The sequence below is a fragment of the Methanoculleus chikugoensis genome (assembly GCF_019669965.1).
GTDB lineage: Archaea > Halobacteriota > Methanomicrobia > Methanomicrobiales > Methanoculleaceae > Methanoculleus > Methanoculleus chikugoensis.
Map to the genome: position 1 here is coordinate 976,760 of NZ_AP019781.1, position 15,117 is coordinate 991,876.

The window sequence follows — 15,117 nt, forward strand, 5'->3', positions numbered from 1 at the left end:
CCCCGACCTTGCAGGGCGAATTTCTTAACGGTGATCGCCGCGTTGATGTCGCGCTCATGATGAGCGCCACAGTCAGGACGGACTCATTTTCTCTCAGAGATCCGGCTTGAGATACCACATTTGCTGCATATCTTCGAGGAGGGATCGAATCTGCCCATCTTGAGATCTCTTTTTAAAACGACCTCGATCTCTATCCGCCGGGCGGACACATGTTCCTCTCCTCTCTCACTCCTCCTCCCCAGCCCCGGGCGTGGTTTTAATCTCTCCAGGGGTCAAACGATACAGACAGGACTGTTGATATAATGCGTTCGGATCAGATTCGGCAGGGCCGTCTCGCCGGCGAGCGGTCGGGCGATCTCGAGCATTTTCTTGCATCGATGGACGCCGACCGGTGGATCGCAAGGGCGGACCTCCTCGTGGATATGGCGCACCTCCTCGGCCTCTCGCGGCAGGAGATCATCGACGAGACCCCGGCACGTGCGCTGATGGCGGCGCTCCTCGATCTCTACGACCACGGCCTCCCGGAGGAGGCGTTCGACGAGCGGTTCGAGGACATCCACGCGGGCAAGGAGGCCTACCTCATCGACCGGGTCGGCGAGGACTTCGGCGGCCGCCTCCACATGGGGCGATCACGGAACGACGAGGTTGCGACCTGCATCAGGATTCGGTTGAAAGAGGAGATCCTTGCCCTCGTCCGGTCGCTTGCCGATCTCAGGGCGACCCTGCTCGACGTCGCCGCCGGCCATACGGAGACAGTGATGCCGGGCTTCACCCACCTCCAGCACGCCCAGCCCACGACGCTCGCCCACTACCTCCTCGCCTACGAGCAGGCCTTCTCCCGCGATACGGCCCGGCTCCGTGAGGCGTATGCCCGGGTGGACGCCTCGCCGCTCGGTTCGGCGGCGTTCGCCTCGACCGGCTTCCCCCTCGACCGCGACTACACCGCCCGGCTCCTCGGGTTCGCCCGCCCGGCGCCGAACAGCATGGACGCGGTCGCCGCACGGGACTTCGCCGTCGAGGTGCTTGCCGATGCCTCCATCTGCATGACGACGGCGAGCCGCCTCTGCGAGGAGCTCGTCCTCTGGAGCACGGCGTTCGTCGGGTTCGTCCGGCTCGACGACGCCTACTGCTCCTCCTCCTCGATCATGCCCCAGAAGAAGAACCCGGACGTGGCGGAGATCATGCGGGCGAAGGCCGGATCGGTTGCCGGAGAACTTACAGCGGCGATCACGATCACGAAGGGTCTCCCGATGAGTTACAACCGCGACCTCCAGGAACTGACCCCGCACCTCTGGCGCGGCGTCGAAGCCGCCCGGCAGAGCATCCCGCTTCTCGCCGGGATGCTCGGGTCAGCGGCCTTCGATACCGGGCGGATGGCCGCCGAGGCGGACAGGGGCTTCTCCACCGCGACGGAACTCGCCGACGTCCTCGTCCGGGAGTACGGGCTCCCCTTCCGCACCGCCCATCGGATCGTCGGGCGGGCGGTCAGGCACGGGTCGCTCGACCTGGCCACGCTCGAGGCCGCCGCTCGCGAATCTGCCGACCTCTCGGTTGTGGAACTGGGGCTAACCCGGGAGAAGATCGATGCAGCCCTCGACCCGCGCCACGCCGTCGCCGTGCGGAACATCGTCGGCGGCCCGGCACCCGCGGCGGTTGCCGTTCAGATCGACGAGCAGAAAGAACTCCTCGCCCGGGACGCAGGCTGGGTGGAGGAGACGGAATCAGCACTATCGAGCGCATTCGAAGACCTTATCCTTGAAGCACGGAGGTTTGCAGCATAATGGAGAGACTCGAGACCGGAGATCTGGTGCGGTATGCAAACGGCGGTACCGCGCTCACCGGCACCTATATCGCCGAACGGGACGGGATGGCCGTCGTCAAACTGGAAAGCGGCTACAACATCGGGACGTCGTTTGAGAAGATCGCGTTCGTCGAGCGCCCGGCCCCCCAGCCGCCGGCAGGCGCCGGGGTCGTCGTCCAGAACCCCGACCTCCCGGAACTCGCCGTCATCTCCACCGGCGGGACGATTGCAAGCCGGGTGGACTACCGGACCGGCGCGGTGATGAGCCAGTTCTCGGCGAGCGATATCCTGCGGGCGATCCCGGAACTCGGGGACGTCGCCCGCTACCGCGACTGCCAGATTGCAAGCATCCTCTCGGAGAACATGCAGCCGACACTCTGGCGGGAACTTGCCCGGGCGGTCTACGACGAGATCCGGGCCGGCGTCGCCGGGGTGATCGTCACCCACGGCACCGACACGATGGCCTACTCGGCTGCAGCGGTCAGGTTCATGCTCAAGACGCCGGTACCGGTCGTCTTTGTCGGGTCGCAGCGGTCTGCCGATCGCCCGAGTTCCGACAACGCCATGAACACCCTCTGCAGCGCCGCCGTTGCCGCCGGCAACCTCGGCGAGGTGGCGGTGGTGATGCACGCGACGACGAACGACGACCGGTGCGCAATCCACCGGGCGACGAGAGTCCGTAAGATGCACACCTCCCGGCGCGATGCGTTCCAGAGCGCAGGCATGGATCCGCTCGGCTACGTCGACTACCCCTCGCTCTCCGTCACCCTCTCGGACGAGGCGGTCCGGCGGGGCGCGGAGGAGCCCGAACTCCGTGATACGCTCGAAGAGCGGTGCGCCCTCATCCACTTCTACCCCGGGATGCCTTCCAGCGTCCTCGACGTCTTCGAGGGTTACGCCGGCCTGGTCATATCGGGGACGGGGCTCGGGCACGTGGCGACCGGGTGGGTCCCGAAGCTCCGGGAGATGATCGAGGACGGGACGACGGTCGTCATGACGTCGCAGTGCCTGCACGGCCGGGTCTGCGACCGGGTCTACAACACAGGTAGGGATCTCCTCGCCGCCGGGGTCGTCGAGGGTGAGGATATGCTGCCTGAAGCGGCGCTCGTCAAACTGATGTGGGTGCTCGGAAACGAACCCGACCCCGAACGGGCGAAGACGCTGATGCAGACCGATCTTGCGGGCGAGATCCGGCGGAGGTCGGTATGATGGACTACGAGAAACTCGGCCTCAAAGCCGGCATCGAGATCCACCAGCAGCTCGATACCGCCGAGAAGCTCTTCTGCCGGTGCCCGACCTGCCTCCGGGAGACCTCGGAGCGAAACGGGGAGTTCCACCGCTACCTCCGGGCGACGGAGAGCGAGCTTGGCGAGATCGACCGGGCGGCGCGCGAGGAGATGAAACTCGTCCGGAAGTTCTGCTACTACACCTACGACACGGTCTGCCTGGTGGAGCACGACGAGGAGCCCCCGACCCCGATGAACCCCGAGGCGCTCGAAGTCTGCCTCACGATAGCAAAGATGCTCGGTATGACCCCGGTCGAGCAGGTCCACACGATGAGGAAACTCGTCATCGACGGCTCGAACACCAGCGGGTTCCAGCGGACGGCGCTCGTCGCGCTCTCCGGCGCCCTTCCCGGCGGGTGCCGCATCGAGACGATCTGCCTTGAAGAGGAGGCGGCGCAGCGGGTGGAGGACGAGACCTTCTCCCTCGACCGCCTGGGGATCCCGCTCGTCGAGATCACCACCGCCCCCTGCATGCGCACCCCCGAGGCCGTCCAGGAGGTCGCGGGGCATATCGGGATGATCCTCCGCTCCACGGGGAGGGTGAAGCGCGGGCTCGGGACGATCCGGCAGGACATCAACGTCTCCATCGCCGACGGCGCCCGGGTGGAGATCAAGGGCGTCCAGGAACTCGACCTGATCGCCGAGGTGGTGCGGCGCGAGGTCGAGCGGCAGGTCAATCTGCTTGAGATCCGGGACGCCCTCCGTGAGAGGGGCGCCCGGGTCGATCACACCGTCATCGACGTCACCGCTCTCTTTGCCGGGACGAAATCCTCGATCCTGAAGAAGGCGAAAGCCGTCCTCGCCGTCCGGCTCTGTGGGTTCGCGGGCCTCGTTGGGCGCGAGATCCAGCCCGGCAGGCGGCTCGGAAGCGAGATGTCGGACTACGCAAAGAAGTGCGGCGTCGGCGGGATCTTCCACACCGACGAGCTCCCCGCCTACGGCGTCACGGCAGAAGAGGTGGCGTGCCTGCGCGAGTTCGTCGGCGCCGCGGAGGAGGACTGCGTCGTCATCGTCGCGGCGGGAAGAGAGCGTGCCGGGTGTGCCGCCGAGCAGGTGATGGTCCGCGCCGAGATGGGCCTCTCGGGCGTCCCCGAAGAGACCCGGAAGATGCTCGAGGAGGGGAATTCCGCCTATATGCGCCCGCTCCCGGGAGCCGCCCGGATGTACCCCGAGACCGACGTCTTTGCGGTCACGATCGACGAGGAGCACTGGGAGAGCATCGATATCCCCGAACTCCTCACCGACCGCGCGGAGCGGTTCGTCCGGGAGTTCCGGCTCGACGAAGGGCTGGCGCGGCAGGTGGCGTTCTCCGAGCGGCTGCCGCTCTTCGAGAAGGCGGTCGCCTCCGGTGTCCGTCCCACCCTTGCTGCACGGACGCTGCTTGCCACCTGCCGGGAACTCGCCCGCGACGGCGTCGAGGTCGCCCGGGTAAGCGAGGAGGAGATCCTAGCCCTTCTCTCGGCGGTCGAGGCCGGCCGGGCGGCGAAGGAGGCGATCCCCGATCTCCTCACCGAACTCGCGCGGACTGCCGGAGGTGCCGGGACTCCCGGCGAGCGGGTGGACGCGGCGATCGAGAAGATGGGGCCCGCCGTCTCGCAGGCGGACGTGGAGGAGATCGTGAGTCGTATCGTGGCCGAGCGTGAGGCGTTCGCCCGGGAGAAGGGTATGGGCGCGCTCGGCCCCCTGATGGGCGTCGTCATGCAGGAACTCCGCGGGAGCGTCGACGGGAAGGTCATCAGCGAGACCCTCCGACGCGAGCTCCAGCGGTTACTCTCCTGATCCCCGGCCCGGGTCCGTCCCGGCCGGGTTACTTTTATCTCCGGTTCCGTGCATAAATATAAAGGAGTTTTATCATGGGAAAGACAGGCAGTGTCCAGTGGGCCCAGGTCAAGGGCGTTAAGGGGCAGATTCGGCTCGTCCCTGCAAGTGAAGGCGAAGTGAAGAAACCCGGCCCGAACCAGCGGTTCAAGGCGGCAGCGGATATCCAGAAGCGTGCGAGCAGGGAAGGGCAGGACCAGCGCCGCGGCGGTCGCGGTGGACGCGGCGGACGCGGTGGCCGGGGCCGGGGAGCAAGCGGCCCGACGGTGGATGTGCGGGTGCGCCGCGGCATACGCCGCGCGAAGGTTTCGGCTCTCGGGACAAAGCAGAAATCGAGATAAGCCGTCCCTCTCTTCTCCTTCAATACTTTTTATACTTGAGAGTTCCAGTATGTGGTATGGATCTCAAATCCGCCATCAAGACCTATCAGTTTGCCGAACGGGCGAAATCCGAACTGATTGTGGGGTCGCACCTGACGACAGCCCTGATCCAGTTTCCGCTCGCGGAGAAGCCCGGCGGAAAACGGATGCTCGTGATGGTGCTCCAGTCGATCCGCTCGGAACTCGATTTTGCGTATGGCGATACGGGACTTTCCGAGTTTAAGAAGGCCATCGATCACCTCAACGAGGCGATCAGCCTGACGGAGAGTATGGATCTCGGGGCCGCGTCGGAGCGGATAGGGAGGGCCGTCAGCGCCGCCACGACCGCAGCCCAGGCCGCATGGGAGACGCTCAACGAGCATGAACTCCTCTGATCTCCTCCGTTTCCTGAGAGCACGGTCTTCTGTCCGGGAATACTCCGGGGAGCCGCTCGATCCGGAGGATATCGACTACATCCTCGCCTGCGCGAGTACGGCGCCGAGCGCCGGCAACCGCGAGGCATGGGATGTCGTCATCGTCACCGACGACGATGTCAGGCTGGAACTCGCGTCGGCGGCCCTGGAGCAGGTGCACATCCGTGAAGCCCCGGCGGTCTTCGTGGTCTGTGCGAACTACGTCCGGTCGATGTCGCACTACGGGGAGCGGGGGATCCTCTACGCGCTCGAGGACGCCACGATCGCCTGCACCTACATGATGCTCGCCGCCCACGCCCGGGACCTGCACTCGTGCTGGACGGGGGCGTTCGAGGAGAGCGAGGTTCGCGATCTTCTCGGCCTTCCGCAGCATATCCGCCCCGTCGCGCTTCTCGCGGTCGGGAAGGGGAGGCCGCCGCTCGAACCTATGGAGCGGATGCCGGTGGACGAGCACGTGCACCGCGAGACCTGGTAGGATCAAACATTCTCGGAGAGAATAATGTCGGATTATTTGGTTACGCTTGAATCAGCGTGGATAATTAAAGATGTCAAGTCTATGGACGACGCCGTGAGCATCGCGATCAGCGAGGCCGGGAAGCGGCTCAACCCCTCGGCGAAGTTCGTGGAGATCGAGGCGGGGATGATCGCCTGCCCCTTCTGCGAGGGGGAGTTGAACACCGCGCTCGTGGTCGCCGGCACCGCCCTCGTCGGGCTCGTGCTGCAGATGAAGGTCTTCCGTGCGGAGTCCGAAGAGCACGCGGCAAGGATAGCGAAGTCGGTCGTCGGGAAGGCGCTGCACGACGTGCCGCTGAAGGTCCAGGAAGTGCAGGAGTTATGATCTCCGTCGTCGGGCATACCGCCATCGACCACCTCTTCCGGGTGCCGAAACTCCCCGGGCGGCATAACTCGACCTACATCACCGGTCACGAGGTCTACTTCGGCGGCGGGGCGGCGAACATCGCGGCCGGGATTGCGATGCTCGGGGAGCGGTGCCGGCTGGTCTCCACGGTCGGCGGCGACTTCCCGGGGAGCGACTACGACCGGTGGCTGCACGGTCTCGAGATCGTGCAGGACTTCACCCAGGTGAAGGATGCCCGGACCGCGACCGCGTACGTCTTCACGGACGACGACGGCGACCAGGAGACCTTCTTCGAGTGGGGCGCTTCCGCCGCGTTCTCCCGTGCGGAGGCTCCCGCTCTCGACTTCGTCCACATGGCGACGGCCGATCCCGACTTCAACGTCCGGGTGGCCCAGAAGAGCAGGTTCGCCTCCTTCGACCCGGGGCAGGATCTCCTCTGCTACACCCCCGATCAGCTCGAGATCATCCTCGCGAACATCGATATCCTCTTCTCGAACAACCACGAGATGGACCGGATGTGCGAGATGCTGGGGCTGGAGCGGACCGCACTCGTCGCGTCGATCCCGATGACGGTCACGACCCGGGGGGCGGAGGGGAGCATCCTCTGCATGGACGGCGAGGAGTACCACGTTCCGGCCGTCACCGTCGAGGCCGTCGACCCCACCGGTGCCGGTGACGGCTACCGTGCCGGGTTCCTCACGGCGTTCCGGAAGGGCTACGCCCCGCTCGACTGCTGCCGCGCGGGGGCGGTGGTCTCTTCCTTCGTCGTCGAGCGGCCGGGCACCCAGACGAACCTCCCCGACTGGGAGCGGATGCTTGCGCGGTACCGGAAAGTCTTTGGCGAGCCCGGCGAAATTATCATCTGAATTATGGGAAATACAGCGCTAATGGCCGGCATCTCTCTGCCGGCCGCCGTTTCCGGCCCGAGGATACCCGGAGGCGCCTGATGGAGTCCGGCCCCGACGTGCGTGTCGAGCGGCTCACCCGCTACATCTTCTCCGCTCCATCCTGGCCGCGGTCGCTTGCACTCATCGTTGTGCTTGGTTTCGTCATCGATGCTGCCACCTACCGGGTGGGGGACGAGTTGTTCCTGATCGGCACCCTCGGGTTCTCGGTCCCGGCACTGGTCGCTTTCCTGCTGACGGTGCCGCTGGTGCGGGTCTTCGGCGGCTACATCACCTGGAACCGGTCGGCGCTCCTCGCCCTGGCCTGCACGGTTCTTGCGGTGATCCTGAGCCTTTCCCCGGTGCTTGTCTTTGGTCGTGCTCTCTTTCCCATGCTTTATGCGGTCGCGTTCGGCCTGGCCTTCGGCCTCCGGCTGCTGGTTCTCGCGGCCGTTGCCGACTACCGGATCAGCCGGATGGTCCTCCCCGCGTTCACCCAGAGCGCAGCCGCCATAGCGGTCGGAACCTGGTTCTTCACCCCCGGGTTCGTCCCCTATGCCCTCCTGCTCCAGGCGGTCTTCGGGCTGGTCTTCATCTTTCTGATCTGGCTGATCGAGCGGCCGCTGAAGCGGGCGTTCCAGATCAGCGGGCTCAATTTCCTCAACACCTTCATCGCCCACCTGACCGACGGGTCGAAGAACATGGAGGACTTCTTCCGCGAGATCGGCGAGGAGGTCTATGTGCCCCAGATCTCGCTCTTCTTCTCCCGCGACGCCGGAAAAGACGTCCTCTTCACCGTCCCGAACGTCCACCCCGGCCCGATGGGGGACGTCGGCGGCGGGAACCTCCCCCGGATCCTCCACGATACGTTCCCCGAGGAGACGCTCGTCGCCCACGGCTGCGCCACCCACGATTTCAACCTGGTCTCGGAGAGCGAGATCGAGAAGATCGCTCGCGCCGTTGAGGCGTCCCGTGAAGGGCTCGCCTTCTCCGCCGTCGCGAGCCGTCCCGTCCGGGTCGAATCGGGCTCGGTCTCGATCCTCTGCCAGCGGTTCGGGGACGCTCTCCTGATGGTGAGCACCCGGTCACCGGAGCGGACGGAGGATCTCGACTACTCGGTCGGGATGGCGATCATGGCCGAAGGGCGGTGCGCCTTCTCGGAGGTCGCGTTCGTGGACGCTCACAACTGCATGACCAGCGTGGGCTCCCCGGTCCTCCCGGCGACGCGGATCGCGACGGAGTACATCGCCGCCGCACGCGAGGGATTCCGGGCTGCACGGGACCTCCCGGCGGAGCCGCTCGCGATCGGTGTCTCGCATGTCCGGGTTCCGTTCACCCGCGAGCAGGGGTTCGGGTCGCTCGGGGTGCAGGCGCTGGTGACGGAGGTCGAGGGGAAGCGGGCGGCCTACGTCCTGATCGACGGGAACAACATGGCCCCGGGCGTCCGGGAGCAACTGCGGGCCGTGGCGCTCGAAGACGTCGACGAGGCGGAGATCATGACGACCGATACGCACACGGTGAACACGATCACCGGGAAGAACCCGGTCGGCTACGTGGTGCCGGCGAAGGCGATCGTCCCCTACATCGAGCAGGCAGTCCGCGAAGCGATCGCCGATCTCGCGCTGGCCCGCGTGGGGGCGGCGACGGCCTCGTGCGAGGGGGTTGTCGTCTTCGGGTCGCAGCGGGTCTCGCAGCTCGCGAGCACCGTGAACGCGATGCTCGTGTTCATCGCCCCGCTGAGCCTGATGATCCTCATCCTCGCGTTCCTGCTCTCGGTCATCGCCTATATCGCGCTCCAGTAGGGGCGGGAACGCCCTTTTTCTTTTTGCACGCCCAACCCCTATCATGAACTACCGGTTCGCTGGTCGGATGGGGTGTGCCCCGGAGTCGTTCCTCGAAGAGCTCTTCCGTGTCTCGGCGGTGCCCGGGGTGATATCGTTTGCAGGAGGCCTGCCGGGCTCGGCCTACATCGACGTCGAGGGGATCCGGGAGGCGGCCCGCGAGGTCTTTGCCGAAGAGGGGCGGACGGCGCTCCAGTACACGACGACGGACGGCTACCCCCCCCTCCGGGAGTTCATCGCCGACCGTTACCAAAGAAGGCTCGGCCTCCCGGCGACGCCCGAGGAGATCCAGATCGTGAACGGCTCGCAGCAGTGCCTCGACCTGGTCGCGAAGATCTTCCTCGACCCGGGGGACGCCGTCGGGATGGAGCGGCCGGGCTACCTCGGCGCGATCGAGGCCTTCTCCCTCTACGAACCTGTCGTTCATTCGGTTCCCCTGGAGGAGGACGGCCCGGACCTCGCGGCGTTTGCGTCGCTCGTCCACGACCACGCGCCGAAGTTCTTCTACGGCATCCCGAACTCGCAGAATCCGTCGGGGACGACCTACTCGGAAGGGAAGCGTCGGGCGGTCGCGGAGATCCTCGAAGGAACGGATACGGTCTTCTACGAGGACGACGCCTTTGGGGAGCTCTTCTTCGACGGGAAACCGCGGCCGCCGGTGAAGCGCTACCTCCCGGAGCAGACGGTGATCTCGGGGTCGTTCTCGAAGATTGTCGCACCCGGGATGCGGATCGGCTGGATATATGCGCCGGTACCGGTCCTTCGTGAGTTCAACGTCGCGAAGCAGGCGGCCGACCTCCACTCGAACTTCCTCTGCCAGGTGATCCTGCACCGCTACCTTTCGACGCACGATCTCGATGCCCACGTCGCCCGCGTTGCGGCGGTCTACGGCGCAAACTGCCGGCTGATGTGCGACCTCCTCGACGACCTGATGCCGCCGGGGACGACCCATACGAACCCCGAGGGCGGGATGTTCATGACGGCGGCCCTGCCGGACGGCGTCTCGTCGATGGAGGTCTTCCGTGAGGGCGTCAAAGAGGGCGTCGCGGTCCTTCCCGGGGTTCCGTTCTACGTCGACGGCGGCGGGGAGGATACGATCCGGCTGAACTTCTCTGCGGCCGGCGAGGAGGAGATCGCGGAGGGGATCCACCGGCTGGCGAGGGTGGTGCGGCGGCTGGCCTGATCTCTGTTTCACAATATTTAACGGCAGCGAGAGTCCTGTACTCTTCAATGACCTCCTTCTCCTCGCATCCGGGCTACTTCCGGTTCTGCACCGCTCTCCTCATCTTCCTGCTCGTCGTCCCCGGCTGCTGCCTCGCCGCGGCCGACCCCGACGCCCGGGCCTCGGCCGCCGTCGCGGAGGAGGACTGGGACGGGGTCCTCATCGCGACCGGCGAGGGGCTTGTCGACGAGCCCGGGAACGCCGCCCTCCTCTGCATGGAGGGATACGCCCTGCGCAAACTCGGGCGCTACCCGGAGGCGGCGGCCGTGGTGAGCAAGGCGATCGCCCTCGACCCAAAACCCGTCCGCTACACGAACCGCGGGTATGCGTACCTCGCGATGGGGAACTATTCCGCCGCGCTCGCCGACGCGGAGGCCGCGCTCCTCCTCGACCCTGCAGACGCCACGTCCTGGGGCATGAAGGCGATGGCGCTCGCCGGGATGGACGACCTTGCCGGCGCAGAGTCGGCCATCGACCGGGCACTCGCCCTCGCTCCGGAGAGCGCCCACCTCTGGCACGTCCGGGGTGAGGTCCTCCTTGCCGCCGGCAGCGCCGCGGAGGCGGCCGCGGCCCTGAACCGCTCGCTCACGCTCGACCCTGACTACAGCCTTCCCTGGCCGGATATGCCGGACGCCCGCGAGGACCTGGCGGCGGCGATGCAGGCTGCTACTCCTCCGACGGCGGTGCCGGTCGGGAGTTTGATCGCAGTCGCCGGCCTGCTTGCGGTTGGTGCGTGGTCTCTCCGGCGGCGTTGACCCGTGCGTCGTGCCCGGAACGCCTCCGCCGGGTAAACGGATCGCCGTAACGCAACTCCTCTATCGCGATCCGTCTGACCCGGCCCGGTCTTCCCTTTCTCCTGTTTTGGCGTTCACCATACTCCACGCCACGAGCCAGCACCCGATCATGACGAGCAGCCCGTGGGCGATACGGGCCGGCGGGGGCGTGAAGAACTGCGGGAGGAAGAGTGCAAAACCGAGCGCGAGCGGGATGCCGCTCCACCGGGGGAGGATGCCCGAGCGCCAGATCGCGGCTGCGAAGAGGATGCTGCCTGCCGCAAGAGCGAGGAGGCCGGCCGCGAAGAACCAGACGCCTTCCCCGAACCGGATCGCGTCCGTGAGCGTTACCAGAAGATCGACGCTGTTCTGCTCGATCGCCTCCCGGCCCACGGCGGCGAGTGCAAACGTTTCGGCCCCGTAATAGGGGAGGACCAGCCCGACGCCGGTCCAGGTCAGGACGAGCGCCGCGATGCCCTGGGGTTCGGCCTTTGTCTCGCGCAGGGCACCGTAGAGGCCGAGCAATCCGAGCACGAGCAGGATGAACCCCACCATGGCGAGCGTGTGCGAGAGGAGCCAGGCGGGGGAGGCGAATGCCCCGGCGCCGGCGAGGGACGCTTCGTCGGTGTACGGTCGGATCGCGGGATACGCGAAGAAGCAGGCGCCTGCAACCGCGAGCGAGAGCGCCGATAGATGGATCCTGGTGCCCGTCATTGTTTTCTCCGGGTTCGTATCCCTTTCGCGTCTTCGCGTCCTTCGCGTGAGGCTGTTTCGGTGCTCAACCCAATTATCTCACGCGAAGCCGCGAAGAACGTGAAGTTCAGTAGACAGATCTGTGCCTCCCCTATCCGGTCTTGCTATTCCTGCCGGCAGGGCTTACCGGGGACGGGGCTCCTCTTCACCTGGACGAGCATCAGCACCGCGTCCTCGTCGCCCACCGTCCCCGACCGGTGGCCCCTGCGCCCCTCTTCGTCGGGCCGGGTGTTCTGGTCGTTCCCGAACGAGAGTTCCCCCGGCCCCATCTCCACGCGGGTGCTGTCCATCGTCTCGACGAACCAGTGCCCCGAGAGCGGCACGATCCACTGCGGCTCCGGGTTCTCGTGCCACTCGCCCACCCAGCCCGCGGGGAGGACGAGGATGACGACGCGGCGGGCCGGGTCGCCGGGTCTCCCGATCCACGACGGGGCGGCACCGCTCGATACGCTTGCAAATTCAAAGTCGCTCATCCGGCAACGGTCCTGCCGGCTCACGCCGTTCTCGTCGGTCCAGACGTGCCAGTAGGGCACTTCGGGACTGTCCGGGTTACGGTCTCTCTCCATGGTAGTTCCCACCATTCGGGCCCGTCCTCAAATACCTTTGGGGCCGGGAGTTGCCCTGGAGAACGGTTGCCGAAGCGGGTTTTTCCCCGGCGGGGTGCGGGCGCTGGACTTAATACATGCGGTGGAGAATAGGTAATGGCACTTTTCGAGCGAGGGTAGCCAAGCCCGGCCAAAGGCGGTGGACTTAAGATCCACTCCCGCAGGGGTCCGTGGGTTCGAATCCCACCCCTCGCATTCTGGAATTTGGGTTATATCTCTGCATATTCTGGTTGTTCGAGAGGTGGCCGGGGCAAACAAAGTGATTTCCGGCCAGACAAGGTACTTTCCTGCGCTTTTTCACCGTAAAGTCATTGCCTTATCTTTTATTCCATAATATTATATGTTCACATGTATTCTAGTGCCCCGCTGGAGATGGGTGAGAAGGGTATGGTGCCTGAACAGCTGTCGCCGTCACTTCAACTGTGGTCTATTTATCTCGCCGAGAATGTGATACCCGACGAATCTGATTTTGCCCCGTTGCTTGTCAGTGCCTATATCGCCGGAGGAAAGCGGCGGGAGGCACTCTTCAAAATGGATGACGCCCCTGAAGGTTCGTTTGTGCCTGGGGGAATAGTCTTTCTTCTTCCCCACATTCTTGCGGGAATTTTTGCCGCAGTTCCATACATTCTCAAACTCCTGGATTCGACGGCATCAATAAACAATACCTTGACGACGGTCTGCAATATCCTCTCGCTACACGACAGGGCAAAAGAATCCTTTGTCGGGCCCGAACTTCAGCAGGGTGGAGATCGGGTGCAAGAACCGGTTTACTCGATCAGACAGGTAGTATCCATCCTCGACGAACAACTAAAAAACGTCCCTCTTCCGGATGAAGAGCGTGACTGCATTGCATATCGGATAATCCGCGCACTTTTGGAACGGCCCGACGGGACCATCGAAGTTATTGGGCACCTTCAGAGGAGTGTATGAATACTATTCCCGAGGAAGGGAAACTGTACTCTCTCCCCCCTTATCTCTGGATATGGCTCATAATCTTTGTAGTGACTCTCCCTTTCAACCTGACTTTCCTCCAGATACTGCTTTCTGACGTTTTTTCAACGACACCTCTCCCGGGAGAAGATATCCTTCCATTTGGATTTCTTTTGCGGATGGCAAATTTCGTTGAGTTGTTCCCGCTGCTGATAATAATTATCGGCGTTCTCTCTCTTGCGGCTCCGTCTATCAGGCGATCGTACGTACGGCGGAAGTATGGCCTCACGGACGACGTTCAGATCGCAACCCTCCTGGAGATCTCCGCGTTTATCCGGAACTACCTGCCCGATGTATCCATATCGAACAACCCGTTACGCGGAGATCAGGTCGCTTTCATATATCCTGTTGGTTTTCGGAAGGCGGGTATGGGACTCATGGGGGGTGTGGTGAAACTCTGGAAATCGGATAACGAGGGTGCGCGGGGAGTCCTCCTTCATGAGATCGCCCATGTCCGAAACGGTGACACCCTGATCATCGGTGCAGGAAGCGGTTTCCGAATCCTGTTCAACTTCTGGCCCGTCCTCTTTGTTGTTACAGTCGTTGTCTCGGTCATCATCGTATGGCTTATGACGTCGTATCTGCTCTTCACCGAACTCTCCGGACTGATGCCTCCCGGGGAAATTATCACCTATAAATTTGAACAGGTTCTGTTCCTGACTCTCCCGTCTCTATTCTTCATGCTGCTGACAAGCCTGATGTGGGTTGCGAGTATTATCTTCCTGCCGCTGGCAGCCCTCTGGTACTCAGAACTGGCAGCCGACTGTATTGCAGCCCGGTACCAGGGAGCGCCAGCACCTCTTGTCAGAGCGTTAAGTTTGCATTCCATGCCGGTTTCCCGATGGAGATGGCTCCTTGCACGTGCGACACATCCTCCTACAAGGCTCCGGTTGTTTATACTACAACATGTCTCTTCGCCTTTCATCCACATGTTACTGCTCATTTTAACATTCCCGGCTGCTATGGTCATATCTATGCTTTTTACAGTCCTGTACTACGCCTCTTTCGATCTGTCGGTTCTCTTGACTAACCAGGTGTCGCTTTCCACCACAGCGGGTATTCTTCCGAGAGTGACCGTCATCACTGCAGCGTCGCTTTTCTTCGTCGGCATCAGCATCCTGCTGTGGCCTTCCGTCGTGAAATTTCTGCATGGGTTGTCGTCGGACGACAGTGATCTTCTCCGGTGGAAAAGAGCGCATCTTACGGGTGGGATAATTACGTTCATTCTAGCCGTACTCTTAATGGGCACTTTACTCACGTGACGGTACTTCTGGCTTTCATAACTCGCCCACAACAGCCTCAGATACGGCCCCATCCTTAGATCAACACTAACCCGAATTTTGCATATTCCTCGCATTCTGAATTGCTGACTGTGGATCTCCAAATACCCGGCGTCCTCATGGGATCCGGTCGACGCCAAAGCGGTCCCGCACACGTCTCCGGCGAGTCTGACCAGGTAACGCGATGCATACGAAATTTATTATGCTACTTT

Annotated in this window: 15 protein-coding genes and 1 tRNA gene; 14 read left to right on the forward strand and 2 right to left on the reverse strand. The window is 63.9% G+C overall.

The genetic code is table 11. The features are described from left to right. The first annotated feature begins 302 nt into the window (after window positions 1-302). The 11 genes from argH to MchiMG62_RS05090 all read left to right on the forward strand — a co-directional run bounded on the left by argH (window position 303) and on the right by MchiMG62_RS05090 (window position 11,259). Entirely contained in the window at window positions 303-1,781 is a 1,479-nt protein-coding gene (gene argH / locus MchiMG62_RS05040) for an argininosuccinate lyase (RefSeq protein WP_221058159.1), read from the forward strand. Further along, window positions 1,781-3,010: a Glu-tRNA(Gln) amidotransferase subunit GatD gene (gatD, locus tag MchiMG62_RS05045; RefSeq protein WP_221058160.1), complete on the forward strand. Its 1,230-nt coding sequence runs from the start codon at window positions 1,781-1,783 to the stop codon at window positions 3,008-3,010. Before argH ends, gatD begins: the two co-directional genes overlap by 1 nt. Next, complete coding sequence (gene gatE, locus MchiMG62_RS05050) at window positions 3,010-4,866, forward strand: Glu-tRNA(Gln) amidotransferase subunit GatE (RefSeq protein ID WP_221058654.1); 1,857 nt, start codon at window positions 3,010-3,012, stop codon at window positions 4,864-4,866. The genes gatD and gatE overlap by 1 nt, the downstream gene beginning before the upstream one ends. 74 nt (window positions 4,867-4,940) lie before the next feature. After that, window positions 4,941-5,246, forward strand: coding sequence for a DUF5350 domain-containing protein (locus tag MchiMG62_RS05055; RefSeq protein ID WP_221058161.1), 306 nt, complete (start codon window positions 4,941-4,943; stop codon window positions 5,244-5,246). A gap of 56 nt (window positions 5,247-5,302) precedes the next feature. Further along, window positions 5,303-5,659, forward strand: a complete 357-nt coding sequence (locus tag MchiMG62_RS05060) for a hypothetical protein (RefSeq protein ID WP_221058162.1) — start codon at window positions 5,303-5,305, stop codon at window positions 5,657-5,659. Continuing rightward, a complete protein-coding gene (locus MchiMG62_RS05065; RefSeq protein WP_221058163.1) occupies window positions 5,646-6,173 on the forward strand; it encodes a nitroreductase family protein in 528 nt (175 codons plus the stop codon). The genes MchiMG62_RS05060 and MchiMG62_RS05065 overlap by 14 nt, the downstream gene beginning before the upstream one ends. A gap of 24 nt (window positions 6,174-6,197) precedes the next feature. Continuing rightward, window positions 6,198-6,536 carry a DUF555 domain-containing protein gene (locus tag MchiMG62_RS05070; RefSeq protein ID WP_074369394.1) on the forward strand — a complete coding sequence of 113 codons (339 nt, stop codon included), beginning with the start codon at window positions 6,198-6,200 and terminating at the stop codon, window positions 6,534-6,536. Continuing rightward, a complete protein-coding gene (locus MchiMG62_RS05075) occupies window positions 6,533-7,423 on the forward strand; it encodes a carbohydrate kinase family protein (protein ID WP_221058164.1) in 891 nt (296 codons plus the stop codon). The genes MchiMG62_RS05070 and MchiMG62_RS05075 overlap by 4 nt, the downstream gene beginning before the upstream one ends. Window positions 7,424-7,503: 80 nt before the next feature. After that, window positions 7,504-9,243 (forward strand): DUF2070 family protein, encoded by a 1,740-nt coding sequence (locus tag MchiMG62_RS05080; RefSeq protein WP_221058165.1) that lies wholly within the window; start codon window positions 7,504-7,506, stop codon window positions 9,241-9,243. 43 nt (window positions 9,244-9,286) lie between these two features. Then, window positions 9,287-10,465, forward strand: a complete 1,179-nt coding sequence (locus tag MchiMG62_RS05085; protein ID WP_221058166.1) for an aminotransferase-like domain-containing protein — start codon at window positions 9,287-9,289, stop codon at window positions 10,463-10,465. A 47-nt stretch (window positions 10,466-10,512) separates the two neighbouring features. Next, window positions 10,513-11,259 (forward strand): tetratricopeptide repeat protein, encoded by a 747-nt coding sequence (locus MchiMG62_RS05090; protein WP_221058167.1) that lies wholly within the window; start codon window positions 10,513-10,515, stop codon window positions 11,257-11,259. A gap of 60 nt (window positions 11,260-11,319) precedes the next feature. Here MchiMG62_RS05090 and MchiMG62_RS05095 read toward each other — a convergent pair whose 3' ends face one another. Beyond that, on the reverse strand, window positions 11,320-11,991 hold the full coding sequence (locus tag MchiMG62_RS05095; protein ID WP_221058168.1) for a hypothetical protein: 672 nt from the start codon (window positions 11,989-11,991) through the stop codon (window positions 11,320-11,322). A 143-nt stretch (window positions 11,992-12,134) separates the two neighbouring features. Further along, window positions 12,135-12,596: a cupin domain-containing protein gene (locus tag MchiMG62_RS05100; RefSeq protein WP_221058169.1), complete on the reverse strand. Its 462-nt coding sequence runs from the start codon at window positions 12,594-12,596 to the stop codon at window positions 12,135-12,137. A gap of 149 nt (window positions 12,597-12,745) precedes the next feature. Here MchiMG62_RS05100 and MchiMG62_RS05105 point away from each other — a divergent pair. From MchiMG62_RS05105 to MchiMG62_RS05115, 3 genes are all read left to right on the forward strand, one after another. Further along, window positions 12,746-12,830, forward strand: a tRNA-Leu gene (locus MchiMG62_RS05105). A gap of 192 nt (window positions 12,831-13,022) precedes the next feature. Next, window positions 13,023-13,565: a hypothetical protein gene (locus MchiMG62_RS05110; RefSeq protein ID WP_221058170.1), complete on the forward strand. Its 543-nt coding sequence runs from the start codon at window positions 13,023-13,025 to the stop codon at window positions 13,563-13,565. After that, complete coding sequence (locus tag MchiMG62_RS05115) at window positions 13,562-14,887, forward strand: M48 family metalloprotease (RefSeq protein ID WP_221058171.1); 1,326 nt, start codon at window positions 13,562-13,564, stop codon at window positions 14,885-14,887. The genes MchiMG62_RS05110 and MchiMG62_RS05115 overlap by 4 nt, the downstream gene beginning before the upstream one ends. Window positions 14,888-15,117: the final 230 nt, after the last annotated feature.

Excerpts from the sequence above, each read along its gene's own strand:
- MchiMG62_RS05080 (WP_221058165.1), top strand. The coding sequence starts at position 7,504 with ATGGAGTCCGGCCCCGACGTGCGTGTCGAGCGGCTCACCCGCTACATC.
- MchiMG62_RS05110 (WP_221058170.1), top strand. The coding sequence starts at position 13,023 with ATGGTGCCTGAACAGCTGTCGCCGTCACTTCAACTGTGGTCTATTTAT.
- MchiMG62_RS05095 (WP_221058168.1), bottom strand. The coding sequence starts at position 11,991 with ATGACGGGCACCAGGATCCATCTATCGGCGCTCTCGCTCGCGGTTGCA.
- MchiMG62_RS05090 (WP_221058167.1), top strand. The coding sequence starts at position 10,513 with ATGACCTCCTTCTCCTCGCATCCGGGCTACTTCCGGTTCTGCACCGCT.
- gatD (WP_221058160.1), top strand. The coding sequence starts at position 1,781 with ATGGAGAGACTCGAGACCGGAGATCTGGTGCGGTATGCAAACGGCGGT.
- gatE (WP_221058654.1), top strand. The coding sequence starts at position 3,010 with ATGGACTACGAGAAACTCGGCCTCAAAGCCGGCATCGAGATCCACCAG.
- MchiMG62_RS05115 (WP_221058171.1), top strand. The coding sequence starts at position 13,562 with ATGAATACTATTCCCGAGGAAGGGAAACTGTACTCTCTCCCCCCTTAT.
- MchiMG62_RS05060 (WP_221058162.1), top strand. The coding sequence starts at position 5,303 with ATGGATCTCAAATCCGCCATCAAGACCTATCAGTTTGCCGAACGGGCG.
- MchiMG62_RS05070 (WP_074369394.1), top strand. The coding sequence starts at position 6,198 with ATGTCGGATTATTTGGTTACGCTTGAATCAGCGTGGATAATTAAAGAT.
- MchiMG62_RS05055 (WP_221058161.1), top strand. The coding sequence starts at position 4,941 with ATGGGAAAGACAGGCAGTGTCCAGTGGGCCCAGGTCAAGGGCGTTAAG.
- MchiMG62_RS05065 (WP_221058163.1), top strand. The coding sequence starts at position 5,646 with ATGAACTCCTCTGATCTCCTCCGTTTCCTGAGAGCACGGTCTTCTGTC.
- MchiMG62_RS05085 (WP_221058166.1), top strand. The coding sequence starts at position 9,287 with ATGAACTACCGGTTCGCTGGTCGGATGGGGTGTGCCCCGGAGTCGTTC.
- MchiMG62_RS05100 (WP_221058169.1), bottom strand. The coding sequence starts at position 12,596 with ATGGAGAGAGACCGTAACCCGGACAGTCCCGAAGTGCCCTACTGGCAC.
- MchiMG62_RS05075 (WP_221058164.1), top strand. The coding sequence starts at position 6,533 with ATGATCTCCGTCGTCGGGCATACCGCCATCGACCACCTCTTCCGGGTG.
- argH (WP_221058159.1), top strand. The coding sequence starts at position 303 with ATGCGTTCGGATCAGATTCGGCAGGGCCGTCTCGCCGGCGAGCGGTCG.